We start from the raw sequence: 26,438 nt of genomic DNA, 5'->3' as shown, positions 1-26,438 counted from the left end.
ATTCCGGCGGCAACCGAGGTCCCTAGGCTGAGCCCGTGACGTCGGCAGCCGCATGGTGGGATCGCCACCAGGTCTGGCTGTACGTCGCCGCCATCGCGCTCGGCGTCGTCGTCGGGCTCGCGCTTCCCGCGGCCGGCCCCGCGCTGTCGCTTGCGACGACGCCGGTGCTCGCCCTGCTGCTGTTCGCCACCTTCCTCGGGGTTCCGCTGATCGAGGTGGGGCGGGCGTTCCGCGACATCCGGTTCCTCGGCACGGTGCTCGCCGTCAACTTCGTGATCGTGCCGCTCGTCGCCTTCGGCCTCTCCCGGTTCGTCGCCGACGACCGCGCCCTCCTCGTCGGCGTGCTGCTGGTGCTGCTCACCCCGTGCGTCGACTACGTCATCGTCTTCACCGGACTCGCCGGCGGCGCTCGCACGCGCCTCCTCGCCGCGACGCCGCTGCTCATGCTGGTGCAGATCGTGCTGCTCCCCGTCTACCTGTGGCTTTTCGCCGGCGGAGCGGTGGCCGCCGACGTCGCACCCGCTCCTTTCGCCGAGGCCTTCCTTTGGCTCATCGCAGTCCCCCTCGCGGCGGCCGCGATCGTGCAGGCTCTGGCTCGCCGGCACCGGGTCGGCCGTCGGATCGAGCGGTTCTTCGCGGCGGCGATGGTGCCGCTGATGATGTCGACGCTCGCGGTGGTGGTCGGGTCGCAGATCGCGGATGTCGGTGCCGCGGCCGCCGCGCTCGTGCGCCTCATGCCGATCTACGCCGCATTCCTCGTGATCATGCTCTTCGCCGGTCTGGGTGCGGCGCGGCTCGCGCGGCTGCCGGTTGCCGAAACCCGGGCCCTCATCTTCAGCGGCGCCACGCGCAACTCGCTCGTTGTGCTGCCCCTCGCCCTTGCCCTGCCCGCGTCCTTTGCGCTCACTCCGCTGGCCGTGGTCACTCAGACGCTCGTCGAGCTGGTCGGATTGGTCGTCTTCCTCCGCGTCGTGCCGGCCCTCACCCCCGTGGCGGGTCGGGCGTCAATCCATCGAGCTCAGCGAGGGCGGTGAGTGCAGGCTCGCGGCGCTCGGCTTCGGCGCGGTCCCGCCTTCCCCGTCCTCTCCCGTCATCGACCAGAGTCCCCACCATGGGGTCAGAAGCCGGTGGGCTCGGTCTCGTACTCCGCCTCGTGGGGAACGGTCTCGTGGTGCAGGGGCCGGAGCGCAGCGGTGTCTTCGCCCCACAGCAGGGCGTCGTAGCGGGCGCCCATGATCGTGGGCACGTAGTTGCCGACCTCGCGTGCGGGGTCGTACACGACGCCGATCGCCCGGTGCCCGGCGAGGTGCGTGAGCCAGGGCCGTGACCGGTCGGCGCCGAAGGCGAGCACGGCGGGCTCGCCGATCGCGCGGTGGAGGATGCCCTCGTGGCTGTCGGCGCGCGCGGAGGGCACCGGCATCCGTTCCTCCGCATCGCCCCAGGCGCGGGCAGCGGTGACCTCGCCGCGGTGCGCGGCCATTCCCACCAGCAGCACGTCTCGAGCGCCGTGGCGCTCTCGCAGCAGCTGACCGAGGTTCAGCAGCCCGGCGCTCGCCATGTCCGTCGCCCGGGCGTCGCCGACGTGGGTGTTGTGGGCCCACAGCACCCCGGTGCCGGTGGGTCCGAGATGGGCGGCGATGCGGTCGGCGGTGTCGGTCATGTGCCTGTCGCGGATGTTCCATGAGCCGCGATCGGTGCGCACCATCGCGCGATAGTACTTCTCGGCCTCCACGGCGACCGTGGCGTTCTGGAGGGCGTCGAAGGCGTCGTCGCCGTCTGCGGCGACGCGCTGGCGCACCTCGGTCAGCAGCTCGACGACGTCGGTCTCGCACGAGGCGGGCACGAGCCGGGTGTTCCAGGCGTAGCGGTGCGGGTCTTCGTCGAACGGCGCGAAGCATTGCCACGCCCTCGCCGCCAGCGGCAGGGCGTCGGGCTGCCGCTCGCGGAGCCAGGCCATGATGCGCGCCAGCGAATCCCACAGCGAGTACACATCGAGGCCGTAGAACCCCGTCCTCTCGGCGGCGGGCAGGCGGGCGTTGTGGTCGCGGAGGGCGTCGAGGAAATCGGCGACGTCGCTGTTCGCCCACATCCAGGTCGGCCACCGGTCGAAGCCGGCGAGCACACCGCGGGCGTCGAGGTCGGTGTCGGCGATGCCCCGCACCCAGCGGTCGATGCGCCAGCAGTCGGGCCAGTCGCCCTCGACGCCGATCCAGGTGACGCCGCCCTCTTCGACGAGGCGCCGGGTGAGCCGGGCCCGCCAGGCGTAGAACTCGTGCGTGCCGTGCGAGGCCTCGCCGATCGCGATGAACCGGCGCCCGCGCGCGGCGTCGACGAGCGCATCGAATGCCGCATCGCCGCCCGCGAGCGGTCGCGCCAGGTCGTGCGCGTCAGCGAACAGATCATCCATCCGAGCGCTCATGGGTGTTCCTTCGTGCTCTCCAGCAGAGCCACCACTTCGGCGTCGGTGGTCTGGCCGAAGTCGCGGTAGTACTCGCCCACCGCCTGGAAGCCGGCGGGCTGCTCGAGGCAGATCACCCGGTCGGCGCCGCGCACGCGGCGGACGGCGTCGCTGCCCCCGACCGGTGCGGCCACGATCACCTCGGCGGCGCCGCGCTCGCGGGCGACCAGGCACGCGGCCGAGGCCGTGGCGCCCGTCGCGATGCCGTCGTCGACGATGAGGATGCTCGCGCCGGCGAGGTTCCGCGGCGGTCGATCACCGCGCAGCGCCGCGGCACGGCGGGTCAGCACATCGCGCTCGCGCGCTTCGACCGCGTCGATCTCGGCGCGGGTGACACCGAGGTGGCGGACGAGGTCGGTGTCGACCAGGCGCACGCCCTCCTCGCCGATCGCTCCCATCGCGACCTCGGGGTGGCGGGGATAGCCGAGTTTGCGGACGATGATCACGTCGAGCGGTGCTCCGAGGATGGTCGCCACCTCGGCCGCCACGGGCACTCCGCCGCGGGGAAGCCCCGCCACGACACTCGCCGTCACACCCAATCGGCGCAGATGGGCCCCCAGGCGCCGCCCCGCGTCGATCCGGTCGTCGAACATGATCGTCTCCGTGCCCCTCGTCTCCCGGAGGTCAGGAGACCACCGTGTAGCGCAGCAGGGCCGCGACCGCCCCGGCATCGCCGGTGGTGCGCACATGCTCGGGGATGACGGTCGCGTCGTGCGCCAGTGCGCTGCGGATGAGTTCGTCGCCGCGGTCGGGCCGACGTGCTCCGCCGGCCCCGCTCTCACCGTCCGCGGCCGGCGCGCGCCAGTCGGTGTCGATGAAGAGGGTGTCGATCCGACCTTCGACGGCGGCCTTCTCGATCGCGTCGAGATCGCGAAGACGGCGGTCGGGCGGTGACTCGGCCATGCGCTCGTCCCGCGCGCCGCGCCAGCGGTCGCGGTGTGCGCGGATGTGCGGGTCGGCGAGGTCGGCCAGCTGCTCGGGCCCGTCATCGTCGTGATTGCCGGTCAGCCGACCGACGACGAGCTTCGGCTCCGGCGCGGTGGCGGCGAGGATGCTCAGCAGCGGCTCGGCCGCGGCGAGGATCAGCACTGCGCGTGCGGGGCGTCGCACCTCCTCGACAGCGTGGTGGATCTCGCGCGCATACGCCCGCAGGCGCTCGTCGGGGTCTTCCGAGATCCTCAGATGCGCGAGGGTCTCGCGGTCTCCACCGACATCGAGGCGTGCCGCGCTCCGAAGGTCATCGGGGAGCCCCGGGACGTCGATCTCCTCGGCGTGGGTGGCGGATGCATCGATCAGGCGCACCCGGTTCTCCGACGCGGCGAGCACGAACGCGCGGGGCTGCGCTGCCAGCATCCCCTCCACGAGTGGTCCGATGACGAAGCGGTCGCCGACCCCCACCCAGGGTGCGGGCGCCGTGGTCAGCGGGATCAGGTCGGCATGTTCTGGCGTGGCGAAGATGCCCACCCCGTGGACGCGGTGGCTGCGCGCCTCGTGGTCGGCGCGGGGCTTGGCCAGCTGGTCGAGCTGCCCGCGGATCTGCGCGACGACGGGCGCCGGGGCACCGCCGTCCAGAAGCATCCGGACGGCGGTGCGAACCTGGGCGCGTGCGGGCTCGGGCAGATGGTTGCCGTGCAGCCAGGCTGCGGCTTCTCCGTAGATCGTCACGCACCAGGGTGCGCGTGCATCGATGAGGGGGCGCACCCTTGCGAGGGCGGCGAGAGCCATGTCAGCTCCCGCTGGCGATGGCGACCTTCCGCGGGTTCGACGCCTGCGCGAGCGGCACCCTCACCTTCAGCAGGCCGTTCTCGAACCCGGCGGTGATGGCATCCTGCTGGGCCTGTTCGGGCAGCGCGATACTGTGGTAGAAGCTGCTGCTGCTCTCGCGGATCACGTACTTCTTCTTCTTGTCCTCTTCCTTCTCGTGGCGCTCGGCCTGGATGACCAGCTGCGAGCCGTCGACGTCGACCGAGATGTCCTTCTCCTCGAAGTGGGGGAGGTGTGCTTCGACGACGAGTTCCTTGTCGTCTTCGGTGTAGATGTCGGTGGTGGGGAGGTTCATTCCGCGCAGGCCGCGGAAGAACCCGTCGTCGAACAGGTCTCGGCGCAGTGTCTCCAGGCCGGAGAACGGGTCGAATCGGACGATGCTGCGTGCCATGATGTGGTCTCTTTCAGAGCGGGCGGACGGTGATCTGGTTGTCCACGTCGGTGACGTGCGGCGACGCCCAGGCGACGTGTGCGGCGTGGCGGCGCTCGGCCCACGATGTCGCCGTGCCGGTGAGCGTGACCTTGCTGCCGGTGACGCTGGCGTGGATGTGGCTGGCATCCAGACGGGCGTTGCGCACGAACGCGTTCTTGATGCGCTCCTCGGTGTCGGCGGCGGTCGGGCGTGACGCGAGGGTGATCATGTTGCTGACCGTGTGCACGCCGCGCAGGTAGTGCACGGCGCGCGCGGCGGCCCGGCGCTGGTAGTCCCAGTCGACCTCGCCGATGAGGGTCACGTGGTGCTCGTCGATCTCGGCCTTCACCGTGTCCGGGACGTTGGTCGAGGCCCTCAGTGCCCGCTCGACCTCCCTCGCGATGTCGGTTTCGGTGACCGACATCGCCGTCTTGGGGTGCACGCTGAGGTTGTCGATGACGGCACGCACGCCCCGCACGCGCAGGGCGGCATGCTTGGCGGCGAGGCGTTCGGCATAGGTGTCCACCTCGCCCGAGAGGGTGACCGTTCCGTCCTCGACGGCGACGCCGATCCCCGCGGCATCCACCTCCGGAGTCCACGCGAGCTCGTCGCTCACCAGGGTCTGCACATCGAGGTCGCGGTCGGCTGCGATCGCCATGGGGTTCCTTTCCTTGCGGGTTCCGGTTCTTCCATCGCCTACCGTCGCCCGCAAGGGTGCCCCTTTCCAGGGCCCTAAGTCCCGCGGAACCCCGCGGATGATGACGCAGTCCCGCGGATCACGCGCCGTCCATCCGCATGCTGTCCCCGCCGGGGCCGCTGGTGCCCGAGCCCGCCCCCGCCTTCCTGCTTCGCCGCGACAGAACGATCCAGGTGATGACGATCGCGAGGATCAGCACGACGAGCGCGATGATGATCCCGATCAGCAGCCCCGAGTCGTCGCCCGCCGGCTCCGGCGTCGGTGTCGGGCTCGCCGTCGTGGGGGTGGGGGTCGGTGTCGGCGTCGGTGCGGCCGTGACCGTCACCTCCACCGACGCGAGCGGCGTCTCGCCGTCGCCGACCGCGATGACGAGGTCGCCCGCCTCGGTGGCGGTGAAGGTGGTGGTCGCCTCGCCGTCGGTGACGGGCACCTGCGCCGACGTGCCTCCGCCGTCGAAGGTGCCGCCTCCGGTGCCGCCCAGCCCGAACGAAGCCTGCTCGATTCCGCCGAGCCCGGTCGCGGTGACCGTCGTGCTCTCACCTGTTTCGATCGACGTCGGGTTCGCGGTGATCGTGGCGCCGCCTCCGCCGGCGGTGACGGTGATCTCGACGGTCGCGAGCACGTTCTCGCCATCGCCGACCGAGATGGTGTTCGTGCCCTCGGCCAGCGCACTGAAGGTCGCGGTCGCCTCGCCGTTCGAAACGGGGGCCTCGTAGATGCTGTCGTTGCTCTCGGTGTAGACGCCGGCCGACGGGTCGCCGAGTCCGAAGAAGGCCTGCTCGAGTCCGCCGAGCCCCGTGGCGGTGACCACGGTGGAGTCGCCGACGGCGATCGAGCTCTCAGCCGTCGTCACCTCCGGGGCGCCCGATGCCTGCGCCGCCGAGGAACCTCCGAGCGCCAACAGCGCGGAGCCGATACCGGCGAGAAGGGCGAGTCCGAGGCGACGAGGGCGACGGATGACGGAAATGGAGGTCACGGTGAGGCTCGCTCTCTGGGGGCCATGGTGGCGTGCGTCGAACGCTACACCCGCACACCGACCCCTGAATAGCAACTCCTCGCGGTGCATCCGCGACCGGCCTACCGTGAGAACAACCTGGTGAGCGCCCGGTGTCTGGCGGAGCGTTCGATGCCACGAGCAAGGAGTCACGATGTCCAGCAAGACCGCGTCTCACACGACCACCGAGGCCACGACCCGCACCCGGGCGATCGCGCGTCAGGTGATCATCCTCGTCAGTTCGATCCTCGCGATCGTGGCGGCCTTCATCGGCTCGGGGGTGTTCTTCGGCACCCCGATCCAAGAGGCCGCCGGCGGGTTCCTCAACTCCGACTCCACGCTCATCGCCCCCGGCACCGGGGCGTTCCGCATCTGGAGCGTCATCTACACCGGCATGCTCGCCTACGCGATCTGGCAGGCCCTGCCCGCGCAGCGCTTCGATGAGCGGCAGCAGCGGATCGGCTGGTGGGTCGCCGCCTCCCTCATCCTCAACGCGGTCTGGATCGGCGTCGTCCAGCTGAACCTGCTCTTCCTCAGCCTGCCGGTGATCGCCCTGCTGCTGGTGGTGCTGTGCCGGATCTTCGTGATCCTGCGGCAGACGCGCCCGAAGAACAAGGTCGAGGTCGTCGTCGCCGACGGTGCGATCGGCCTCTATCTCGGCTGGGTCATCATCGCCACTGCCGCGAATGCCACGGCGATCTTCTACGCGATCGGCTTCGAAGGCTTCGGCATCGCGCCCGAGGTGTGGTCGTCGTTCGTCCTCGCCGTCGCGGCCGCGGTCGGCATCGCGCTGGCCTTCTGGGGTGGCGGACGCATCGCTCCGGCGCTGTCGCTCACCTGGGGGATCGCGTGGGTCGCCGTGGCGCGATTCACCGACGAGCCTTACTCGCCCCCGACGGGTGTGGCGGCGATCATCGCCGTCGTCCTGATCGTCCTCGCGACCGTGATCGCCCGCGTACGGCACGATCGCGCGACGCGTCGCTGACCCCGGCTACTCGGTTTCTTCGTCCGACGTCGATCGGGCGTCGATGGCGGCGCCGATCGCGATGCCGAAGACCATTCCGAGCGCCGTCCCGACCGCGATGTTGTCGAACAGCAGCATGCCGATGACGGCCCCGAAGGGCAGGCCGAGCGCGATGCCCAGCGCGATGCCGTTCTTCGGCCGCTTCTTGCCGTTTGCCATCCCGCGAGCCTAGACGACATCGAGAACTGACCGGCCAGAGTCGCTGACGCAACCGTGATGCTGATACATTGTGAAGTATATTCACGAAAGGCGGAGGTATGGCCGAGGCGAGACATCCGAATATCACCCTCCTGCGCAGAGGGCTCGACCTCGTGGCCGCCGGCCGGTCGGATGAGGTTCTTCCCCTCCTCGCCGACGACTTCCGCATTACCGTCCACGGTGCGCCGGAAACTCTCGTCGGTCGTGAAGCCTGGCTCGGGAATGTCGCGATCATGAATGCGTCCTTCTCCGACCTGACGCTCGACGTCCGACACGAACTGGCCGACGGTGACCTCGTCGCCTTCAACATCACGTACACCGCTCGCCACACGGGTGACTTCCTGGGGATTGCGGCCACGGGCCGCACGGTCTCGTGGCAGAGCCTCGAGCACTATCGCGTGAGCGACGGACTCATCGCCGAGGAGTGGATCGCCTCCGATGTCTCCGCCCTCCTGGGCCAGCTCACCTCGCAGTCTGTCCCGTCGAGCGAGGACGCATGACGAGCGACGCCCTGCGCATCCTCGACGGCGTGATGCGCTTGGCCGAACTGGTGCAGCGCGACATGGCCGAGCCCTTCGCGGGTACGACGTTGACGATGTCTCGCGCCGCGCTTCTCTGGGTTCTCCAGTCGACGGGGCCGTCGACGCAGCAGGCGCTGGCGACGGCGTTGGAGGTCAGCCCCCGCAACGTCACCGGACTCGTCGATGCGCTGGAGGCGAGCGGGCATGTCGAGCGCGCCCCTCACCCGACCGATCGGCGCGCGACGCTGGTCACCCTCACCGTTCTCGGGCGCGATGTCATGCGGCAGATGGTCGCTCAGCGCGATCAGATGGCCGATGATCTCGTCGCCGAACTCGCGCCGACGGAGAAGTCGGAGCTCGCCGCAGGCCTGAACAAGCTGGCGGACCGTTACGAGATCATGCTCGGCGCCGCCCGCGAGCGGAAGGACGCCCCGTGACATCCGCATCGGCCCCGGTGTCGGCCGCCGGAACAGAGCCGGGAGCTCCGGGTCCCGCCTTCCCCGCCGAGACGCGAGCCGATCGGGCGAAGCGTCTCGCGCGGCGTGCGGCCCAGATGGAGGCGGCGGGGTGGGTCAGTCTTGCTCGGCTCGTCTTCTTCCGGCCACGGGTACCGGCGGGCGCGGTGGCCGTTTCGTATCACCGACCGGTCACCGGCATCCTCACCATCTTCATCGTGCTTTCGGCGCTCGAAGTCCCGATCGTCGATCTCATCGTGCATCCGTGGCCGTTCGTGCGCATTCCTCTGCTCATCCTCGGAATCTGGGGTGTCGTCTTCATGCTCGGGATGCTCGCGGGCTACCTCACGCGTCCGCACGCCGTCGGTCCCGACGGCCTTCGCATCCGTCAGAGCACCGACCTGGAGATCGCCCTCTCCTGGGACGATGTCCTCTCGGTCGCCCGCCGGCGCGAAGTCCGGCACAAGGGCGAGAAGTTCACGCCCGGGCGGACGGATGACGCGTGGATCGTGCATCTGCCGATGCAGGATGAGACCAACCTCGCAGTCGAGCTCGAGCGTCCGGTCGAGGTGGCGATGCCGCAGGGCGTCGTGCGTGTCGACGAGATCCGCTTCTGGGCCGACGATCCGACGGCCTTCATGGATGCCGCGCGTCCGCACCTCGAGGCCGCGTCGCCGTCCGCGGCGTGATCGACAGCCTCGTCGCATCTCAGACCCGCACGCGGAAACGGCCCCCTCGAGCGCACGTCTGGCGAGGGGCGCTCGAGGGGGCCCGGACTCTCGAAGCCTGGCGGCGAAACGGGGGGAGTTCGCACGTCACCGCACGCCGGGGGAGTGCGTGCGGGCGTTGCCAGACCGGGGGAGTCCTCGATCAGCGTAGAGGGGAAGCCTGAGAGCGTCTTCGGGCGCGCGGGCCTGTTCACGCATTCGTCGCAGACGGATGCCGCGGGGCCGGCCCGTGCCTCGGTATCGGTCAGTGCGTCGGGGCGCTGCGTGCTGACATCGTCCGGGCGGGTACGACGGGTCGCTCGTGCTGGTCGGCGACGGAGATGCTGCGGCCCACGAGCAGGCCTGCGGTGATCGAGAGGGCGATCCAGACGACGACGGCGACGATCGCGATGAAGAGGAGGGTGGTGACCATAAGACTCTCCTTCGAGTCTCGGTGGTGCTTCCGGACGGGTTGCGACCCACGATAGGCGCGCTCCGCGCTGGTGGGCCGCTCATTGCGCCAGTCCTGTGGAAATGTTGAGGAACCCGTGCGGCGACGATCGGGTGGTGTGCGCCCGTCGACAAGGGTTTTGTCCGTCGGAGGGGGCCGCTTCGACAATCGTGAGATGCGTGCTACTCCTCGCCGGTTGGCCTGGGGCATGAGCCTCTGGCCGCCGAACCTGTTCAGCGGCATTCGAGTGCGGCATTTCGCCGACGACTGGACGGAAGCGGTCGTCCACCTGCACGTGAATCGCTTCACGCGGAACTACGTGGGTACGGCGTTCGGGGGATCGATGTCGGCGATGACGGATCCCTACTTCTTCATGCTGGTGATGCATCAGCTGGGGCGTGACTACGTCGTGTGGGATACCCGCGGCGAGATCGAGTTCCTGAAGCCCGGTCGTGGGGTGCTGACGGCACACTTCCGCGTGTCGCCCGACCAGGTCGCCGACCTTCGTGCACGCGCGGCCGGCGGCGCGAAGGTTCGCGAGTGGTTCGAGACCACGATCACCGACGAGAGCGGAGACGTGGTGGCGCGCTGCCGTCGAGAGGTCTTCATCCGCGAGAAGCGACGCGTCACCCAGTCTCAACTCGCCGATGCCTGACCGCACCGCCTGATGTCAGAAGGGGGCGACGGTGAGTCCGCCGTCGTCGGTGGGGACGAAGGCGACGCGTGAGGGTGGGTGGCTGTCGTAGTTCTTCCCGCCGGGGCTGGTGAATTTCAGCACCCCGCCGGGGAGTTGTTCGACGTGCCAGTTCGTGGCGTGTTTCAGCGTGTGGTGCCTCACGCATTCGTTGCAGAGGTTGTCGTTGGAGGTTGGTCCGCCTAACGCGAAGTCCTTCGAGTGGTCTTTGTCGCAGAGTTTCGCGGGTCTGCGGCATCCGGGTGTTCGGCAGGTGACGTCTCTGGCGTTGAGGAACCGGGTTTGGGAGGGATGCAGTTGGTATCGGTCCACGGCGGTGACGACTCCGGTGATCGGGTCGGTCATCACCCGGTCCCACACCCTCGCGGTTCCCGCCATCCGTCTCGCGGTTTCGGGGTCGATCGGGGTGACCCCGTTCAACTCCGCCCCCGACGCGGTGACCCCGGTGAGGGTGGTGATCGGGAGGGTGATCTGCACTTCAGCCCGGATGGCGCCGAGCCCGCCCTTCGCCCCGTCGGTGGGATCGATCACCGGGGACCCGGCGAGGAGCATGTCCAGGGCGAGGTCGCAGCGGATCTCATCCAGCGAGCGGTCGTCGAACCACGGCTCCGCGGTGTTTCCGCTGACGTTCCCGTTGTCGTCCGTCCCGGTCTCGCCGAGCGTGAACCCCGCACCCGACCCCGGCCCCGACCGGGGCCCCGTGCCGCCGCTCCCGCCGTTCGCTTCAGCTTCGGCCCGTGCGGCGGCGTGCGCGCGCCGCTTCGCGCGGTCGACGTCCTTGATCGTGGTGCCCTGCCCGGTGAGCCGGTTGTACGCGCCGTGGATGTAGACGTTCGTGCCGAGGATCGTCAACGTCGACAGGGTGTCGTCGAGGTCGGTGACCCACACGCGTCGTTCCCGCACAGCCCGGTCATGTCGCTCCTGCAACGGCCGCGGGTCCAGGACCGCCGCACGCTGGATGGCGTACTTCTTCGTCCTCGGCACGGTCTGACGTTCGGCTTCGACGAGGACGATGCGTTCGAACGCCGCCCGGTCGGTGGCATCCTCGATCACCCGGCCGGCGTCTTGGATCACCTGCGCATGCGCCCGCGTCACCCGCCCCTCCACCAGGGCTTCCATCGTCTGCGGGAACAACTCGATCAGCTCGTGAGCGTCGTGCATCTGCGACTGCATCGATCGGTCATTCACCCTGACCGCCATCCCCAGTTCCAGCGCCATCGACCGCAGCGGCATATCGCGTTCCCGCGACGACACCGACCCCACCCGCGACCGCTGCTCCAAGGTCAACGCATACGCGTCCGCCAGCAACCGGGTCTCTTTCGCCTCCAGCGCCGCCCGACGCCGCCGCAGCTTGGCCAGCTCATCCGCGAACACCCCGGCGCGCCTCTCCTCCGCCCGCCGCCGCTTCTCGTTCGCGTCCACTGGAATCCCCGTCTCGATGACCTGCCCACATCATCGCAGGGGGTTCCGACATTGCTCTCCCACTCAGCACACTTCTGTAGAACATTTATGCGCATCCCGAAAGCCCACCCCTGACGAATGTCACCCCAGAAGATGTCGCCACGACACTGCCACCGCGGGCCGACATGCGGTGCGATGGAACCATGTCCACCACGCAGTTCCTCCGCGTCGTCCGCGAGAACGCCCGCGTCTCCGCCCACCCGCTCAGCCAGCTTCTGCTCTGACATGTCCTCCAACAAGAACACCCCCTCCTTGCGCGCCCGCCTCGCCGAGCGCCGCGCGAAGCCCGGTGACGGGCGCCCCCTGCCGCCGTTCCGCTGGTGGCAGACCCTCGGCCGGTCGCTGTTCCTCCTCGACCTCGCCACGGTCGACGGCGCCACGACCACGTTCGCCGTCGACGTCCGCCAGCTCGGTGATCGCGACGACGGCGAGGTTCGCGCCCGCCTCTACCGCGACGGCCGCCAGATGGCGGTGTCGAGGCTTCCCGCGCGGTTCGCCGTGCCCGGCGGTCACATCGAGGTCGCCGCGCGCGCCTCCGGCCTTCGGCGCTGCCATTTCGTTCCGGATGCCGGAGAGGAGCGTCAACTGACCCCTCACCCTCGCTCGGCGGAGGGCCTGCGGGCGCGGCTTCATCACCGTCATCCGGTTCTGAGCACCGTGATCGGCGTCATCGCTACACTCGTCGTGCTCGTCGGTGTGTGCATCACCGTGCCGCAGATCATCGAGACGATCTCGCAGGTGCCGGCGATCGCCGACAGTATCGGCACGTTCACGTCTCCGATCCATCTCCCGCCCGTTCTGAACGTGATCGTCACCATCGCCGTCGTCATCGCCAGCACCGAGCGCGCCCTCCGCCTGCGCTCGTCGTGGCTCGACGAGCTCGCCAACTGACATCGAAGGACTTCATCCATGATCGACGCGACCCTCCCCGACCTCGTCCTCGGCGCCGTCGAGATCGAACCGACCGAGCGGGGCCTGCGGCCCCACCGCCTGCCGCGCCACGTCCGTGAGCGTGACGCCGACCCGCAGCTGACCCTCATGGAGGCCCAGCCGTCAGGGGTCCGCCTCCGGTTCGTGACCTCGGCGACCCTCGCGGTTCTCGAGCTGCACACCACCCGGGTGGCGTATCGCGGCTTCGCCCGGCCCCGCGGGGCGGTGGACGTCGTGATCGATGGCGCGCCGGCCGGGAGCCACGCCCTCTCGGGCGGTGACGCGCTCGAACTCGACATGCAGACCGGGGCGACGACTCTGGTCACTGGAGCGCCTGACACGGTGGAGGTCTCGCTTCCGGGAGAAGGGGAGAGGACCGTCGAGCTGTGGCTGCCGCACAACGAGCAGGTCGACATCGTCTCGCTCCGCACCGACGCCCCCGTGCGACCCGCGCCGTCGACGGATCCCGTATGGCTCCACCACGGCAGTTCGATCAGTCACGGCTCCAATGCCGCGACGCCCACCGGCATCTGGCCGGTCGTGGCGGCGCGCCGTGCAGGCGTGCAGCTGCAGAACCTCGGTTTCGGCGGCAGCGCGCTGGTCGACCCCTTCCTGTCGCGCGTGATCCGCGACACGCCTGCCGACCTCATCAGCGTCAAGCTCGGCATCAACGTGGTGAACCTCGACGCGATGCGGGTCCGCAGCTTCGTGCCGGCGGTCCACGGCTTCCTCGACACCATTCGAGACGGTCATCCCGAGACCCCGCTGCTGCTGGTGTCGCCGATCTTCTGCGGCATCCATGAGAACACCCCCGGTCCCGGAGGCATTGATCCCGTCGCCGCGGCATCGGGCGAGACCCGCTTCATCGCCACGGGCACGCCGGGAGACACCGCCGCCGGACGGTTGACCCTCGAGGTCATCCGTGAGGCGCTCGAGCAGGTGGTCGCGGCGCGGGCCGACGACCCCCACCTGCACTACCTCGACGGTCGTGATCTCTACGGCCCCGAAGATGCCGAAGACCTGCCGCTCCCCGACGATCTCCACCCCGGCCCCGAGGCGCACGCTCTCATCGGCGCACGCTTCGCCGATCGGGTCCTCCGCCCCGGCGGGCTGGTGCGGCCGCACGGGGTCTGAGGGTTACTCGCCCAGAATCACGAACCGGATGACGCCAATGCGCCGTCGACGAGAAGGTGCGCGAGGCGCTCCGGGTCGTACCCGGGTGCCGTGCCACCGATGCAGAGGTTGCCGATTCCCCGCAGGAAGGCGTACGCCTCGATGGGGGCGTACGGCGCGGCGGCGTGCAGCAGATCGGCGCAGACGGGCACCAGCCGGTCGGTGAGGGACTGGTGGAGCGCGCCGAAGCGCTCCGTGTCGCCCTGCAGCGCGTCGGCCAGGCCATGTTTGGTGACGAGGAACTCCACGAAGAGCGTCACCCAGGCGTGCAGTGCCGCTGCCGGGGTCGGGCTCTCGCGCAGCAGTGCCGGTCCGGCTGCGGCAGCGGCATCCACCTGGTGCTGGTAGAGCGCCACGACCAGGTCGGCACGAGTGGGGAAGTGGCGGTACAGCGTGCCCATTCCCACCCCTGCCCGCTCCGCGACCGCCCGGACGGGTGCCTGGATGCCCGCCTCGACGAACACCGCCGCTGCAGCCTCGAGGATCGCCTCCTCATTGCGTCGCGCGTCGCGTCGTCTGCCGCGCGTCTCACCGTCGCCCATCAGCCCTCCTTGCAAAACGGAGCACTATTCCGTATCGTTGCGGAACGATGCTCCGCTTAAGTATGGCGGAGTCGCCGACATCCTGGAAATGAGACCTCGTGCACACACCCACCCCGCTTCGCGACTCCACCATCGTGGCCGCCCTCGACCCCGTGCTGGGTGCGTCGGCGCCCGTCGTGTCCGTCGCTCCCGTCACCCTCGCAGCGCCGGCGCGACCGTTCCCGCTCGAGGTGCGGGTCTCGGTTCCCGCGCACGGTCGCGACCTGCCGGTGCTGCTGTTCTCCCACGGAAACGGCTGGTCGCTCGACGGGTACGCTCCCCTCACGACCTTCTGGGCGTCGCAGGGCTTCGTCGTGGTCCAGCCCACGCACCTCGACTCCCGCCGGCACGGCATCGGCGTCGACGACGACCGGTTCGGTTCGATCTGGCTGCAGCGGCGGGATGACCTCGTGGCCGTGCTCGACCAGCTCGACGTGATCGAGCGATCGATGCCGGGGCTGGCGGGCCGTATCGACCGGGCCGCCGTCGTCGCGGCGGGGCACTCCTGGGGTGCGCACACCGTGCAGCTGCTCCTCGGTGCACGCACCATCGGCGCCGACGGCGCGGTCGGTCGCGACCACGGCGACGATCGCGTCATCGCCGGCGTCCTGCTCGCGGCGACCGGGCTGGGGGGAGAGCAGCTGCATCCGTTCGCGAAGGCGCACTTCCCCTTCATGAACCCGTCCTTCGCAGAACTGACGACCCCGACCCTCGTCGTGGCGGGGGATCGGGATCAGTCCAAGATGTCGAGCCGGGGGCCGGACTGGTTCACCGACGCGTATGTCCACAGCGCCGGCGCGACCGACCTGCTCACGCTGTTCGGCGCCGAGCATTCGCTCGGGGGCATTCCGAGCTGGGAAGCGGCGGAGACCACCGACGAGAATCCCGAGCGCGTCGCCGTTCTCGCCCGTCTCTCTGCGGCCTATCTGCGCGCGGCGGCCGGCGGCGACCCGCAGGTCTGGCACGAGGCTCGTGAGACCTTCGCGCGCGCCGGCGGGGGGATCGGCCGGATCGACAGTCGGTGAGCTAGTCGTCCTCCGTGAGGCCCGCCAGCGCGACGGCAGCCGCCTCGGCGACCAGCGCGTCGTCGGTGGCGGCGTCGCCGACACCCCGCGTCGTGAGGACGGCGATGACGATCGGCTCGCCGTCCGGAGGCCAGACGAGGCCGATGTCGTTCCGCGTGCCGTGACCGCCCGTGCCCGACTTGTCGGCGACGGTCCATCCCTCGGGAGCTCCGGCGCGGATGAGGGTGTCGCCCGTCCTGTTGCCGCTCATCCAGTCGATCAGCGTCTGCTTCTCGGCGTCGGCCAGGAGGTCTCCGAGGGCGTACTGCCGCAGCGTCTCCACGAGCGCGCGAGGCGTGCTGGTGTCGCGCGGATCGCCCGGTACGGCCGAGTTGAGCTCGGGCTCGCGCCGTTCGGGCTGGGTGATCTCGTCGCCCGATCGCGCGAGTGCGGCGGCGAATCCCTCCGGCCCGCCCAGCTGGTCGAGCAGCAGGTTGGCGGCGGTGTTGTCGCTCGTGCGAACGGCCGCTTCGGCCAGCTCGCCGATGCTCAAGCCGGTCGCCACGTACTGCTCGGTGACGGGGGAGTAGCTCACGAGCGCTTCGCTGTTGTAGGTGACGACGCGGTCGAGGTCGTCGATCTCGTGCAGGACCACGCCGGCCAACAGCGCCTTGAAGGTCGAGGCGTAGGCGAAGCGTTCGTCGGCGCGATGCGCCACCGTCTGCCCCGTCTCGGTGTCGAGGGCGTAGACCCCGACCCGGGCGTCGTAGGTCGCCTCCAGTGCGCCGAGCTCGGCGCCCAGATCGATCGCGCTCGGCGTGGACGTGGGAGTCGGCGTTGACGTCGGCGTCGGCGCCGGTGTCGCGGCATCCGGAACTTCCGTCGACGGCGCGCAGGCCGGCGCGATCAGAAGGACGGATGCCGCGACGAGCGCCCCCGCGACGGCTCTGACCCACGGGATGGTGTTCATTCCCCTCCTGAAGATGTTCCGCCCTCCGCGCCGTCGATCGTGAAGGTCGTGGGCGCCTCAGGGAGCGTGGCGGTCGAGATGGCGAGATAGCTGTCGAGGTACAGTGCCCGTTCGCCGGGGATGTCGACGTCGGCGGCGGGGTCCTGCAGCGCGAGCTTCAGCTGCACGTCCGAGACCGCGATGCGCTCGTTCGACGGGGTGTCGATCCAGTCGCTCAGCGGACCGGCTTCGATGGTACCGATCTGCACGGCCAGCGCGTGCCCGGCGGCCAGCCGCCAGTCGCCGGCCTTCATCTCCAGCGTCACCTCTCCCGGAGTCACGGCGGCGACCTGCTCGTTGATCAGCACGGCGGTGCCGTCGGGGGCGACGTCGTACAGCTTCACCATCAGGTTGCCGTGGCCCTCCGACGTGAGCGTCATCGAGGGGGTGCCGGTGATCCTGGTGTCTGCGGCCACCGGCTCCGACGTCTGCACGAAGCGGTTGCCGGTGTCGACGGTCGGGTCGCCCTCGGCCCCGTCGTCGAGGTACGAGCCTCCCTGCAGGGCGATGTCGGCGGTCTCGTCGACGATGGGCCAGTCTTCCTGCGCCCGCCACGACCCCGTGTTGTCCTGAATCACGAAGGCAGGGTATTCCTCGGTCGGCTCGACGCCCTTGAGGTGCTCGTCGTAGAACGCCATGACCTCGTCGAACCACCCCTCGCGACCGGTCTTCACGGTGCCGTCTTCATCCACCTCGTTGCCTCGGATGTGATCCCACGGTCCGAACCAGCCCCGAACCGGGCCCTCGTGGTTCGCGAGGAACTCCTCCATCGCCTCCGACTCGGTGTTCCACTCCGCCCACCCCTGCGTGAACAGCAGCGGGGTCGTCGACCCCTCGACGCGCGCGGCGAAGTCTCGGCTCGTCCAATACGGCGATGCCGGATCCGCGGTCTGGGCACTGAGCGTGTTGATCGCGACACACTCGGGATGTGCCTGCTCGTACGCGGCGTTCTCGCGGTAGCGCTCGGTGTCATCGGGCAGCTGTTCCAGAGTCGCGATCTCGTTGTAGGTCTGCACGGCGACGGTCAGCGGCAGCCGGGGGACGCCCCCCGACCGATTGTTGCGGTACTTGTCCCACATGGGTGCCTGCGCCACGACCGCACGGAGGCCTTCCGGCTGGAGCACGGTGCCGACGATCCCGGTGATGGCGTCGTACGACTTGCCGTACATGCCCACGTCGCCCGTCGACCACGGCTGTGACGCCGCCCACTCGATCGCCGCGGCGACGTCGGCCTGCTCGCCGTCGCCCATGAAGTCCAAGCATCCGGTCGATCCGCCAAAACCGCGCAGGTCGACCATGACGAACGCATAGCGCTCGTCGAACAGATCGCCGCCCTCGATGAGGTCGGCGAACCGGTCCGAAGGGCCGGGATGCGTCCAGTCCTCGTCGGTGATCTCGCCGGAGTGGCCGAAGTACGATCCCACCGAAAGGATGACCGGAACCTGCTCGCCCTCGGCGAGGTCGTCGGGAAGCAGGACGTCGGCGTGCAGCTCGACCTCCTCACCGTCGAGGCCCGGTGCCGACGGGAAGTAATGCTGGGTCCAGGCTGCGCCCTCGGGGACGCGGTCGTTCTCCTCGTGGGTGACGGCCTCGGTGTCGCCGGCGACCGTCGCCGCGGGGGCTTCGGTGCAGGCTGCGAGGCCGATCGCGAGGGGGATGATCGCCCCGAGGGCGAGGGTGCGGCAGCGCAGCGCGGATAGGTGCACGATGGTCTCCTCGGAAGTCATCCGTCGCGCGTACCGAAGCGCGACGGGCGGAATCTCGGGTCGGCTCCCACCTCAGACCGTGCCCTCGGGGCACGGTCAAGTCTGGGGCTGGGTGTTGACCGTGCCCCTGGGGCATGGTTTGGAATGGATGCTGCGCAGAATAGACCCCGAGGAGCTCGACCATGGCTTGGAGCACGCGACAGCTCGCCGACCTGGCCGGCACGACGGTGAAGGCCGTTCGGCACTACCACAAGGTCGGCCTGCTCGAGGAGCCCGAGCGGCTGTCGAACGGGTACAAGCAGTACCAGGTGGCGCACCTCGTCCGGCTGCTGCAGATCGTGCGGCTCGCTGAGCTCGGTGTTCCGCTCGCACAGATCGCGACGCTGGACCGTTCCGAAGAGCGTCCCGATGACGCCATCGCGGTGCTCGATGCCGAGCTGGCGGCGACCATCGATCGGCTGCAACGGGTTCGGGAAGAGCTCGCCGTCATCCTGCAGCACCGTTCTCCCGCGTCGCTTCCCGCTCGTTTCGCTCCGCTGGCCGACCGGCTCACCGAGCCGGATCAGTCGCTGGTCATGATCTATTCGCGCGTCTTCGACGATCACGCCATCGGCGAGCTGGAGCAGATGATCCGCGACACTCCCGTGTCACCGGCCGAGGTCGCGCTCGCGGCGTTGCCGGCCGACGCCGACCGCGCCACACGGCGCCGCCTCGGCGAGGAGTTGGCGCCGGATCTGGCTGAAGCGCACGAAGCCTACCCGTGGCTGCGTGACCCGGGCGCGTACGCCCGCCGTGATGCCGCTCACGCCGAGGCGACCGTCGGTCAGGCAGTCGGCCAGCTCTACAACGTCGCTCAGCTCGAGGTGCTGCACCGCGCGAACCTGATCGCCACCGGTCAGTTCGAGGAGCTGGACGCGTTGGAACGCGCCCTGATGAACAAGGAGGACGAAGGATGAACGACTCTCGAGCATACGAATCGCCGACGATCGCGGAAGACCTGCTGCTCCTCCTCTTCCAACCCGATTCGGGAACCATCGCCGGCGAGAACACGCTCTTCTACGTCCTCGGTGGGGCTGTCCTCGCTCAGCTCGGGCTCGAGCAGCGCGTCACGACCGAGAAGACCTGGAGCGGCACCGTCAACATGTCCGCCGTCGCCGACCGGGCTCCGTCCGATGAGCTTCTCCGTGCAGCGTGGACCTCCGTCCAAGACAAGCCGCGCGGCGTGCAGACGGTCCTGCCGGCGATCGGGCCGACGCTGCGTCAGCCTCTGATCGATCGCCTCGTCGCGCGCGGCGAACTGCGAGAAGAGAAGGCCAAGGCGCTCGGCATTTTCCCCACGACGGTGCTGAAGGACGGCGGCACCGGCCGTCGCGACCAGCTGCTCGCCGACGTCCGAGGCGTCCTGGTCGATGGGGTGTCACCCACTCCGCGGCTGGCGGCCTTGACGGGATTGCTGTCGGCGAGCGGCACGCTGCCTCAGTTCGATCCCGGCATCCCCTGGAACTCGGCGGTGTACACGCGCGCGGAGGAGCTCGAACGCGGCGACTGGGGTGCCGCCGGCGCCGGTGAGGCGGTCGAGGGCGTGATGACGGCCATGATCGTCAACAGCGTGATGATCGCCACTATCGCGCTGAGGTAGGTGCGTCGAGGCGCGCGTCGTAGCGGTCGCGTGCAGCCTCGACGTCGACCAGCGACTGTGTCGCCCAGGCCTGCAGGGCCGCGATGGGCGCCTCGAGGGTGCGGCCCAGGTCGCTGATGCGGTACTCCACGGCGATCGGCGACGTGTCGATCACGCGGCGGTGGATCATGCCGTTGCGCTCCAGCCGTCGCAGCGTCTGCGACAGCGACTTCTGGGTGATGCCCTCGATCTCCGACCTCAGGCGGCTGAAGCGCTGCGGGCCGTCGCAGAGCACGGCGAGGACCGAGATCGACCACTTGTCGAGCGTCTGGTCGAGCAGCTCGCGTCGTGCGCCGGAGAGTTCGGCGAGTTCCCTTCGCGACATCCGGTTTCCTTCCCGTCACCTGGTTACGTGCTCGTCTCTTCGGCACCTTGAAGTATCCAGCAGATACCGAGTATCACAGAGATACTAGCCGCGCCGATCGACGGTGCCGCGAAAGGAGACTCCGATGACGGTCACGCAGTTCAATCCCGAGGGCCTTCCGGTCACCGACGCCTATCACCACGTCGCGGTCGCGACCGGGACCAGGCATGTGCACGTCGCAGGCCAGGTGGGCTGGGATGCTCAGGGTGAACTGATCGCCCCGAATCTCGCCGGTCAGGTGGCGCAGGCCTATCGCAATGTCGCGGCGGCGCTCGCCGGCGTCGGGGCGACGTTCGCCGATGTCGTTCGTCTCACCGTCTATGTCGCGGACTGGGATGTCGCCCAGTACCCCGCCTTCGCCGATGGTGTCGCCCGGGTGGCCGACGAGATCGGCTTCACCGCACCGCCGGCCTCGCTGGTGGGCGTGCAGTCGCTCTTCCAGCCGGGGATCCTCGTCGAAGTGGAGGCGACGGCCGTCCTGGATTGACGGATTGCTTTTGTCAACGTAGCCTTGACACATGCAACTGAACGTGACAGACGCGCTGAGTGCCCTCCGCGCCGAGACCGATGCGTTCCTCGCCGCCCCCGTGCTGCAGCAGCAGCCCGATGCCGCCGGCGCCATCCGGCGGGCGCTGCAGATGCGGGCAGCAGCCGACGCCGTCGTGAGTGCGGTCGTGGTCGACGCCCGCGCATCGGGCATGACCTGGCAGGCGATCGGTGAGGCGCTGGGGGTGACCCGGCAGGCTGCTTTCCAGCGCTACGGCCGGCCGACCGATCCCACGACCGGGCAGCCGGTCGACGCTCCTCCGATCCCGGATGCCGCGGAGCTCGCCTCCGCCGTCGTCGACGACCTGGCGAGCGGCCGCTGGGCTCGCATCACCGAGCGTTTCGACCCGACCATGCGCGACGGCCTCTCCGAAGACGCCCTCGCCGCCGCGTGGGCGCAGATCCAGGCGCTCTCGGGCGCCCTCGAGGGGGTCGGCGAGACCGATGTCGTGCGAGCTGCCGACGTCACGATCACCACCACACCCCTGGCCATGGAGGCCGGCGATTACGCCGCGCGCATCGCATTCCGCGACGACAGGACCATCGCCGGCCTGCACCTCATCGAAGCGAAGGAGACGACATGACCGTCACCGACACCTCCCGTGACCGGGCGACACGACCACGCCTCGCGCCCGGCGACGGCCGCCTGATCGCCATCTTCCTCGCGATCTCGTTCGTGCTGGCCTGGCTGTTCGCCCTTCCCCTGTGGTTCGGCGAGGGCCTCGCATCCCCCTGGTTCATGGTCGTCGCGGTGGCCACCATGATGACGCCCGCGATCGCCGCGCTCATCGTGGTGTTCTTCGTCGAGCGCCCCGCCCGCAAGGCCAGGGCCCTGGGCCTCACCCCGTTCCGTCCCCTCGGACGTTTCATCGCCTACTGCGCCCTCGGCATCTTCGTGCCGATCGCCCTCGTGCTGGTGGCGCTCCCCATCGGGGCGATCCTCGGGGTGTACCCGGCGGACTTCGTGAACTTCTCGGCGTTCCGCGAGGTTCTCGACGCCCAGCTCGCCGCGGCGGGCGGAGGCGAGGTCCCGATCCCCGTCGGCGTCATCATCGCCCTGCAACTGGCGATGCTGCCGCTCACGGCCTTCATCAATCTCATCCCCGCCCTCGGCGAAGAGCTCGGCTGGCGCGGCTGGCTGCTCCCGAAGCTCCTGCCGCTGGGCACGCTTCCCGCCATCCTCATCTCCGGTGTCATCTGGGGGCTCTGGCACGCGCCGCTCATCCTTCTCGGCTACAACTATCCCGACGCGCCCGGCTGGCTGGGGCTCTCCGCGATGGTCGCGATGTGCATCGTGATCGGGGCGGTGTTCGGATGGCTCCGCATCCGCTCCGCGTCGGTCTGGCCCGCCGCCCTCGCTCACGCGGCATTCAACGGCGCCGCCGGGTCGTTCCTGCTCTTCGCGATGGCCGGCGAACAGATCGACACCGCGCAGGCCACGGTGCTCGGCTGGAGCGGCTGGATCGTCCCGGTCTTCCTCGTCGTCATCCTCATCGTCACGGGCCAGTTCCGTCCGGCCCGCCCCGCTGCCGAGCAGACGGCGGGACTGTCGGATGCCGCGGCGCAGCCTCTCGCAGACACCGCGACGAAGGCCCGCTCGTGAGCGGCACCCGTGTCACCGTGACGGGCGGCAACTTGGTCGTCGAGCCGAAGGGTCTCGACAAGGTCTGGTCGTTCACTCGCCGCATCGTCGTGCCGATGTCGGCTGTCAAGGGCGTCTCCGTTCGCCCCGCCGCCGAGGTGCGGCCGCGGGGACGGAGGTGGCCGGGCCTGCGCCTCTTCGGCAAGGTCTCGGGCAGGTTCCTCTCCGACGGCAGGCGCCAGTTCTGGAACGTCTCCGGTCGCGGCGACGTCGTGATCATCCGTCTCGCCTCGCAGCCCCGGTTCGATGAACTCGTCCTCACCGTCGACGACCCTTCCGCTGTCGCGGGTGAGCTGCACCGCCGGGGCTCACGGGGCTGACGTGCCCGCCTCTGACCGGTGCCACGTCGGATCAGAGGCGGCCCCCTCGAGCGCAGTACCGACGAGGGATGCTCAAGGGGGCCTGGACTCCACGTCACGGCCGCGAGTCCGGGTGCCCGCACGCTGCGGTCAGCCGGGGGAGCGCTGACCTCGTCCGCCGGTCCGGGGAGTCTCCGGTCAGAGTATTGGTCGCTGCCCGGGCCTCACCACGATCTGGGCGCCGATCCTCGTCTTTCTCATCTGAACTCAGCGCGCCCAGCTGGCTTCACAAGGGCCGCCTCGTCACCGCTCCGGTATCGCGTCGGAGCTCCGCGCCGCCCCATTCTCACAGCCAGCCGCGGTCGCGGGCGGCTCTTGCCGCATCGTGCCGGGTGGTGGCGCCGGTCTTCTGCATCGCGCTCGAGAGGTAGTTGCGCACCGTGCCGGGCGCCAGGTGCAGTCGTCGCGCGATGTCTCTGACCGAGTAGCCCTCACGGGTCTCGCGCAGGGCGTCTGCCTCCCGATCGGTCAAGGGTGAGTCATCCACCACGGATGCCTCGAGCACGTCGTGCGCGATCCATCGCCCGCCCGCGTGGAGCTTGTGGATCACCTCGGCGATCTCTTCGGGATCGGCGCCTTTGCTCATGAAGCCGACGATCCCGAGTCCCAGTGCGCGTCGCAGCACCCCCGGCCGGGCGTGCCGGGTGAGCATCAGCACCCGCTGCTCGGGCCGCTCCGCCAGGATCTCGCGGACAGCCTCAAGACCGTCCAACTCCGGCATCTCCAGGTCGATGACCACGACATCGGGGCTGTGCCGCCGCGTCGCGGTGACGGCATCGGCGCCGTTGTCGGCCTGCGCGACGACCTCGATGGTGCCGTCGAGGGGAAGCAGCGCGGCGAGGGCGCCGCGCAGGAGGCGTTCGTCATCGGCCAGAACGATGCGGACGGGCTCCACGTCGGTCGTCACATCATCTCCTTCGTTCGCTCAGTGGAATCCGCCGGAATGCGCGCAGCCACGACGAATCGCTCCGGGGTGCGCGTGATCTCGAGGGTGCCATCCACGTTCTCCACTCGCGCGCGCAGTCTCGCCAGGCCCCGAAGGCTCATCTCCGCCTCATCGTCGGGCGCATCGTCAGGCATAGCGCCGAGCCCATCGTTGGCCACCTCCACGGCGACGGGAGACGCCGTAATCCAGACGCTGGTCGGATGGGCGTGACGGAGCAGGTTGGTCGTCGCCTCCCGCAGCACCTGGGCCAGGAGCGGGTGCGTGGCGGCGCCGGGGTCGCCGTCGAAGCGGGCCTCCACCGACAAGCCGGCAGCCTCGCACAGCCGTTTGGCGTTCTCGAGCTCGGCCACGAGGTTCAGTTCATGGTGCGCATACGCCAGCGACCGGGTCGCCGTGATCGTCTCGTCGGCGATCCGGCGGATCTCGCCGAGCTCGGCATCCGCGCGATCCGGGTCGATGCGCATCACCTTCCTCGCCAGCGCCGCTTTGAGTTTGATCACGTGCAGGGAATGGCCCTGGATGTCGTGCAGATCGCCCGCGAAGCGCACGCGCTCGCGGGCCACGGCGAGATCGGCCTCGATCTGCTTCGCGCGGTCCAACCGCCGAGCGATGAGCCACGCCTGCTCGCACGTGAGGATGACGCCGAAGACGAACAGCGTGCCGATGAACGGCACGACGACATACGAGGCGAACAGGATCCACGTCGGGGGGCGGAACGCGAACCCGCTGGCGCCGATCGCCGCCACCCCGATCGCGAAGAACCCGACCCAGATTCTCCAGCGCCCGGTTCGCAGCAGGAGCATCCCACCGACGAGCGCAAGGGGGACGAACCCGATGAAGGTCGTGCCCCGCAGCGAGTCGGCGGTCCAGGTCGCCGCGGTGAACACCAGGGCGAAGATCGCGTGCCGTGGATAGCCGTCCAGGCTCCAGGCCCGCAGCACGCCGAGGGCGAGCAGATAGCCGAAAGCCATCGTCACGCCCTCCCACCACGATCGGGCGGTGAGGGCCACACCCACGATGCTCAGGGGCGCGAGGGCGGCGATCGCGCTGAGCATCGACACCCGCCGCATGCGGGCATCGATGGGGGGATCCTGGTGGACGTCTCGGATCAGTTCTGCTCCCCGCTGCGGTCTCGCCTCATCGCGCGGTCGGTGCGGATCTTGGCGATCATCGCCGCGACGAGGAGGGCGAGGGCCGCGTACATCAGGAAGGGGTTCTCGATGAAGATCCGCGTGATGCCCTCGGGGAGGGTCACGAAGAGACCGAAATCGAAGAAGTACAGACCAATGTAGGCGAGGAAGATGACGGCCGATATGGCGATGAGGCCGCTGAGAAGTGTGCGGCGAAGTCTGGTCACCGTGCCAGCGTCGTCGCATGGGGCGGGCTCCGGTAGTGACGTGGTGTCACTTTTCGTCGTGACGTGACGCCACTGCACGAAAGGCTCCGCACCGTGTGCGATGGATGCATGACCTCCACATCGACCATTCCTGTCCCGACGGCACGCGTGCCCCTGTGGCGGCGGCCCTTCCGGCTCATCCGCGAGAACGCCCGCGTGTATCTTCTCCTCAACCTCGCCACGTACGGACTCGTCCTGATCGGCTTCGTGATCGGCCTGATCTTCCCCGAGCTCAACGAGGCGCGCATCGCCGCGCTCGAAGAGAACGGTGACGCCGACCTGGTGGCGAGGGTGTTCATGAACCCGGTGCTGTTCGGCCTCGTGATCCTCGGGGTGAACGTGGTCCGGCTGAGCCTGTTCACCATCGTCCTGCCGTCCCTCATCGTGCCCTTCGCCGGACTGGCATTCTTCGGATACTGGGCGTTTCAGACCGGCATCACGCTCGTCCCGACCACTCCGGTGGGATGGGTCGCGCAGATCCCGCACGCCCTGACGGTGATCATCGAGCTCCAGGCCTACCTGATGCTCGTCCTCGGTGCGTACCTCCTCGGCAAGCACTGGCTCTTCCCCCGCACCGTGGGGGCGAAGAATCGGCGGCAGGGCTACGTCCGAGGCCTCCAGCGGATCGGTCTTCTGGCCTTGCCGGCAGTGGTCCTTCTCGTGATCGGCGCGGCCTGGGAGGCGTACTCACTGCGGTACCTGGTCGGGCCGCTCAGTGAGCTCCTTCTGTAGCCTCGGCACCCAGCCGAGCGGGGTGATCGCGTGGGGGCGCGGTCACCCCGTTTCGACATCACGCAGAGTGAGTGCGCGGTCACTCTCATGCCTCAGTCCATGCTCTCGCCCGCCGATTCCCGTCGTCCACTCCTTGCGGCGGCGGCGCTGCGGGAGTTCGGCCGGGGTGGATACCACCGCACGACGGTGGCAGACACGGCGCGGGAGGCGAAGGTCTCTCCTGTCTACGTGTTCAAGCTGTACCGCGGAAAGTGCTCGAGGCGATGGGGGATGCCAACGCCGCCCTCATCAGTGACAGCGCCCTGCTGATGCTGCAGTTGCACGCTCAGTCGGTTGCCGAGATCTCCGAGATCGGCGACGAATCGGTGGGCGGATAGCTGACTGGGCAGGGTTGGCCCTTGCGCGACCGAGTTGTGACGCCGCCGGAGAGTGAGCATCCCATTATCTCCACGTGGTTGGGAACGAGAATCATTCTCGATAGCATTGGTCCGTGCCTGCTGCGACGCGACTTTCCTTCGAGCGCGTCATGCCCGCCG

At 69.3% G+C, this 26,438-nt stretch carries 34 protein-coding genes; 18 read left to right on the top strand and 16 right to left on the bottom strand.

Going from position 1 to position 26,438, the window contains the following annotated elements:
• Window positions 1-35 precede the first annotated feature (35 nt).
• Window positions 36-1,034 (top strand): arsenic resistance protein, encoded by a 999-nt coding sequence (locus DT073_RS00630; RefSeq protein ID WP_124291646.1) that lies wholly within the window; start codon window positions 36-38, stop codon window positions 1,032-1,034.
• A gap of 83 nt (window positions 1,035-1,117) precedes the next feature.
• On the opposite strand, the gene DT073_RS00625 is transcribed toward DT073_RS00630, so the two are convergent.
• From DT073_RS00625 to DT073_RS00600, 6 genes are all read right to left on the bottom strand, one after another.
• On the bottom strand, window positions 1,118-2,419 hold the full coding sequence (locus DT073_RS00625) for an erythromycin esterase family protein (RefSeq protein ID WP_124291645.1): 1,302 nt from the start codon (window positions 2,417-2,419) through the stop codon (window positions 1,118-1,120).
• On the bottom strand, window positions 2,416-3,051 hold the full coding sequence (locus DT073_RS00620; RefSeq protein ID WP_205782969.1) for a phosphoribosyltransferase: 636 nt from the start codon (window positions 3,049-3,051) through the stop codon (window positions 2,416-2,418). The genes DT073_RS00625 and DT073_RS00620 overlap by 4 nt, the downstream gene beginning before the upstream one ends.
• Window positions 3,052-3,082: 31 nt before the next feature.
• The gene (locus DT073_RS00615; RefSeq protein ID WP_124291644.1) at window positions 3,083-4,183 is read right to left on the bottom strand and encodes a baeRF3 domain-containing protein; all 1,101 of its coding nucleotides are present in this window, start codon (window positions 4,181-4,183) and stop codon (window positions 3,083-3,085) included.
• A 1-nt stretch (window position 4,184) separates the two neighbouring features.
• Complete coding sequence (locus DT073_RS00610) at window positions 4,185-4,613, bottom strand: Hsp20/alpha crystallin family protein (RefSeq protein WP_124291643.1); 429 nt, start codon at window positions 4,611-4,613, stop codon at window positions 4,185-4,187.
• 13 nt (window positions 4,614-4,626) lie between these two features.
• Window positions 4,627-5,292, bottom strand: a complete 666-nt coding sequence (locus DT073_RS00605) for a BON domain-containing protein (protein ID WP_124291642.1) — start codon at window positions 5,290-5,292, stop codon at window positions 4,627-4,629.
• Window positions 5,293-5,410: 118 nt separating this feature from the next.
• Window positions 5,411-6,307, bottom strand: a complete 897-nt coding sequence (locus DT073_RS00600) for a hypothetical protein (RefSeq protein ID WP_124291641.1) — start codon at window positions 6,305-6,307, stop codon at window positions 5,411-5,413.
• A 172-nt stretch (window positions 6,308-6,479) separates the two neighbouring features.
• On the opposite strand from DT073_RS00600, the gene DT073_RS00595 reads away from it, so the two are divergent.
• Window positions 6,480-7,310 carry a TspO-related membrane protein gene (locus DT073_RS00595; protein ID WP_124291640.1) on the top strand — a complete coding sequence of 277 codons (831 nt, stop codon included), beginning with the start codon at window positions 6,480-6,482 and terminating at the stop codon, window positions 7,308-7,310.
• A gap of 6 nt (window positions 7,311-7,316) precedes the next feature.
• Here DT073_RS00595 and DT073_RS00590 read toward each other — a convergent pair whose 3' ends face one another.
• On the bottom strand, window positions 7,317-7,508 hold the full coding sequence (locus tag DT073_RS00590; protein ID WP_124291639.1) for a glycine zipper domain-containing protein: 192 nt from the start codon (window positions 7,506-7,508) through the stop codon (window positions 7,317-7,319).
• A gap of 98 nt (window positions 7,509-7,606) precedes the next feature.
• On the opposite strand from DT073_RS00590, the gene DT073_RS00585 reads away from it, so the two are divergent.
• Genes DT073_RS00585 through DT073_RS00575 form a run of 3 tightly spaced genes read left to right on the top strand, consistent with a single transcriptional unit; the run spans window position 7,607 to window position 9,212 of the window.
• Entirely contained in the window at window positions 7,607-8,047 is a 441-nt protein-coding gene (locus DT073_RS00585) for an ester cyclase (RefSeq protein WP_124291638.1), read from the top strand.
• Entirely contained in the window at window positions 8,044-8,505 is a 462-nt protein-coding gene (locus DT073_RS00580) for a MarR family winged helix-turn-helix transcriptional regulator (RefSeq protein ID WP_124291637.1), read from the top strand. The genes DT073_RS00585 and DT073_RS00580 overlap by 4 nt, the downstream gene beginning before the upstream one ends.
• The gene (locus DT073_RS00575) at window positions 8,502-9,212 is read left to right on the top strand and encodes a hypothetical protein (RefSeq protein ID WP_124291636.1); all 711 of its coding nucleotides are present in this window, start codon (window positions 8,502-8,504) and stop codon (window positions 9,210-9,212) included. The genes DT073_RS00580 and DT073_RS00575 overlap by 4 nt, the downstream gene beginning before the upstream one ends.
• A 283-nt stretch (window positions 9,213-9,495) precedes the next feature.
• Here DT073_RS00575 and DT073_RS15740 read toward each other — a convergent pair whose 3' ends face one another.
• On the bottom strand, window positions 9,496-9,663 hold the full coding sequence (locus DT073_RS15740; protein ID WP_164478110.1) for a hypothetical protein: 168 nt from the start codon (window positions 9,661-9,663) through the stop codon (window positions 9,496-9,498).
• Window positions 9,664-9,856: 193 nt separating this feature from the next.
• Here DT073_RS15740 and DT073_RS00570 point away from each other — a divergent pair, with 193 nt between their 5' ends.
• Complete coding sequence (locus tag DT073_RS00570) at window positions 9,857-10,336, top strand: DUF4442 domain-containing protein (protein WP_124291635.1); 480 nt, start codon at window positions 9,857-9,859, stop codon at window positions 10,334-10,336.
• A 15-nt stretch (window positions 10,337-10,351) separates the two neighbouring features.
• Here DT073_RS00570 and DT073_RS00565 read toward each other — a convergent pair whose 3' ends face one another.
• The gene (locus tag DT073_RS00565) at window positions 10,352-11,797 is read right to left on the bottom strand and encodes an HNH endonuclease signature motif containing protein (protein ID WP_124291634.1); all 1,446 of its coding nucleotides are present in this window, start codon (window positions 11,795-11,797) and stop codon (window positions 10,352-10,354) included.
• 264 nt (window positions 11,798-12,061) lie between these two features.
• Here DT073_RS00565 and DT073_RS00560 point away from each other — a divergent pair, with 264 nt between their 5' ends.
• Entirely contained in the window at window positions 12,062-12,727 is a 666-nt protein-coding gene (locus tag DT073_RS00560) for a hypothetical protein (protein ID WP_124291633.1), read from the top strand.
• Between the two features lie 18 nt (window positions 12,728-12,745).
• Entirely contained in the window at window positions 12,746-13,900 is a 1,155-nt protein-coding gene (locus tag DT073_RS00555) for a GDSL-type esterase/lipase family protein (RefSeq protein WP_124291632.1), read from the top strand.
• Window positions 13,901-13,917: 17 nt separating this feature from the next.
• On the opposite strand, the gene DT073_RS00550 is transcribed toward DT073_RS00555, so the two are convergent.
• The gene (locus tag DT073_RS00550) at window positions 13,918-14,481 is read right to left on the bottom strand and encodes a TetR/AcrR family transcriptional regulator (protein WP_124291631.1); all 564 of its coding nucleotides are present in this window, start codon (window positions 14,479-14,481) and stop codon (window positions 13,918-13,920) included.
• A 98-nt stretch (window positions 14,482-14,579) separates the two neighbouring features.
• Here DT073_RS00550 and DT073_RS00545 point away from each other — a divergent pair, with 98 nt between their 5' ends.
• Window positions 14,580-15,545, top strand: a complete 966-nt coding sequence (locus DT073_RS00545) for an alpha/beta hydrolase family protein (protein WP_205782968.1) — start codon at window positions 14,580-14,582, stop codon at window positions 15,543-15,545.
• A gap of 1 nt (window position 15,546) precedes the next feature.
• On the opposite strand, the gene bla is transcribed toward DT073_RS00545, so the two are convergent.
• The gene (gene bla, locus DT073_RS00540) at window positions 15,547-16,494 is read right to left on the bottom strand and encodes a class A beta-lactamase (protein WP_124291630.1); all 948 of its coding nucleotides are present in this window, start codon (window positions 16,492-16,494) and stop codon (window positions 15,547-15,549) included.
• Window positions 16,491-18,260, bottom strand: a complete 1,770-nt coding sequence (locus DT073_RS00535; protein ID WP_124291629.1) for a CocE/NonD family hydrolase — start codon at window positions 18,258-18,260, stop codon at window positions 16,491-16,493. The genes bla and DT073_RS00535 overlap by 4 nt, the downstream gene beginning before the upstream one ends.
• A 161-nt stretch (window positions 18,261-18,421) precedes the next feature.
• Here DT073_RS00535 and DT073_RS00530 point away from each other — a divergent pair, with 161 nt between their 5' ends.
• Window positions 18,422-19,195 (top strand): MerR family transcriptional regulator, encoded by a 774-nt coding sequence (locus tag DT073_RS00530; protein WP_124291628.1) that lies wholly within the window; start codon window positions 18,422-18,424, stop codon window positions 19,193-19,195.
• On the top strand, window positions 19,192-19,878 hold the full coding sequence (locus DT073_RS00525; RefSeq protein ID WP_164478109.1) for a GOLPH3/VPS74 family protein: 687 nt from the start codon (window positions 19,192-19,194) through the stop codon (window positions 19,876-19,878). The genes DT073_RS00530 and DT073_RS00525 overlap by 4 nt, the downstream gene beginning before the upstream one ends.
• Here DT073_RS00525 and DT073_RS00520 read toward each other — a convergent pair.
• Window positions 19,862-20,242, bottom strand: a complete 381-nt coding sequence (locus DT073_RS00520) for a winged helix-turn-helix transcriptional regulator (protein ID WP_124291627.1) — start codon at window positions 20,240-20,242, stop codon at window positions 19,862-19,864. The genes DT073_RS00525 and DT073_RS00520 overlap by 17 nt on opposite strands.
• A 124-nt stretch (window positions 20,243-20,366) precedes the next feature.
• On the opposite strand from DT073_RS00520, the gene DT073_RS00515 reads away from it, so the two are divergent.
• The 4 genes from DT073_RS00515 to DT073_RS00500 are packed head-to-tail and all read left to right on the top strand — an operon-like array spanning window position 20,367 to window position 22,789.
• Window positions 20,367-20,768 (top strand): RidA family protein, encoded by a 402-nt coding sequence (locus DT073_RS00515; RefSeq protein ID WP_124291626.1) that lies wholly within the window; start codon window positions 20,367-20,369, stop codon window positions 20,766-20,768.
• Between the two features lie 31 nt (window positions 20,769-20,799).
• Complete coding sequence (locus tag DT073_RS00510; protein WP_124291625.1) at window positions 20,800-21,411, top strand: DUF3887 domain-containing protein; 612 nt, start codon at window positions 20,800-20,802, stop codon at window positions 21,409-21,411.
• Window positions 21,408-22,430 (top strand): CPBP family intramembrane glutamic endopeptidase, encoded by a 1,023-nt coding sequence (locus DT073_RS00505; RefSeq protein ID WP_124291624.1) that lies wholly within the window; start codon window positions 21,408-21,410, stop codon window positions 22,428-22,430. Before DT073_RS00510 ends, DT073_RS00505 begins: the two co-directional genes overlap by 4 nt.
• Window positions 22,427-22,789: a hypothetical protein gene (locus tag DT073_RS00500; protein ID WP_124291623.1), complete on the top strand. Its 363-nt coding sequence runs from the start codon at window positions 22,427-22,429 to the stop codon at window positions 22,787-22,789. Before DT073_RS00505 ends, DT073_RS00500 begins: the two co-directional genes overlap by 4 nt.
• Window positions 22,790-23,114: 325 nt before the next feature.
• Here DT073_RS00500 and DT073_RS00495 read toward each other — a convergent pair whose 3' ends face one another.
• From DT073_RS00495 to DT073_RS15735, 3 genes are read right to left on the bottom strand one after another with little or no spacing between them, the layout of a single operon-like run.
• Window positions 23,115-23,735 carry a response regulator gene (locus tag DT073_RS00495; RefSeq protein WP_240638660.1) on the bottom strand — a complete coding sequence of 207 codons (621 nt, stop codon included), beginning with the start codon at window positions 23,733-23,735 and terminating at the stop codon, window positions 23,115-23,117.
• Entirely contained in the window at window positions 23,732-24,844 is a 1,113-nt protein-coding gene (locus tag DT073_RS00490; protein WP_164478108.1) for a sensor histidine kinase, read from the bottom strand. The genes DT073_RS00495 and DT073_RS00490 overlap by 4 nt, the downstream gene beginning before the upstream one ends.
• Window positions 24,845-24,882: 38 nt before the next feature.
• Complete coding sequence (locus tag DT073_RS15735; RefSeq protein ID WP_164478107.1) at window positions 24,883-25,131, bottom strand: hypothetical protein; 249 nt, start codon at window positions 25,129-25,131, stop codon at window positions 24,883-24,885.
• A 108-nt stretch (window positions 25,132-25,239) separates the two neighbouring features.
• Between DT073_RS15735 and DT073_RS00485 the strand changes: the two genes are divergently transcribed.
• From DT073_RS00485 to DT073_RS16115, 3 genes are all read left to right on the top strand, one after another.
• Window positions 25,240-25,902 carry a stage II sporulation protein M gene (locus DT073_RS00485; protein WP_124291621.1) on the top strand — a complete coding sequence of 221 codons (663 nt, stop codon included), beginning with the start codon at window positions 25,240-25,242 and terminating at the stop codon, window positions 25,900-25,902.
• A gap of 87 nt (window positions 25,903-25,989) precedes the next feature.
• Window positions 25,990-26,211, top strand: a complete 222-nt coding sequence (locus tag DT073_RS00480) for a helix-turn-helix domain-containing protein (RefSeq protein ID WP_353681942.1) — start codon at window positions 25,990-25,992, stop codon at window positions 26,209-26,211.
• Window positions 26,154-26,279 (top strand): hypothetical protein, encoded by a 126-nt coding sequence (locus DT073_RS16115; RefSeq protein WP_276310456.1) that lies wholly within the window; start codon window positions 26,154-26,156, stop codon window positions 26,277-26,279. Before DT073_RS00480 ends, DT073_RS16115 begins: the two co-directional genes overlap by 58 nt.
• Window positions 26,280-26,438: the final 159 nt, after the last annotated feature.

The sequence above is a fragment of the Microbacterium sp. ABRD28 genome (assembly GCF_003850245.1).
Taxonomy (GTDB): Bacteria; Actinomycetota; Actinomycetes; order Actinomycetales; family Microbacteriaceae; genus Microbacterium.
Note: the sequence above shows the minus strand (reverse complement) of the source record. Positions and strands in the feature narration are given on the sequence as shown.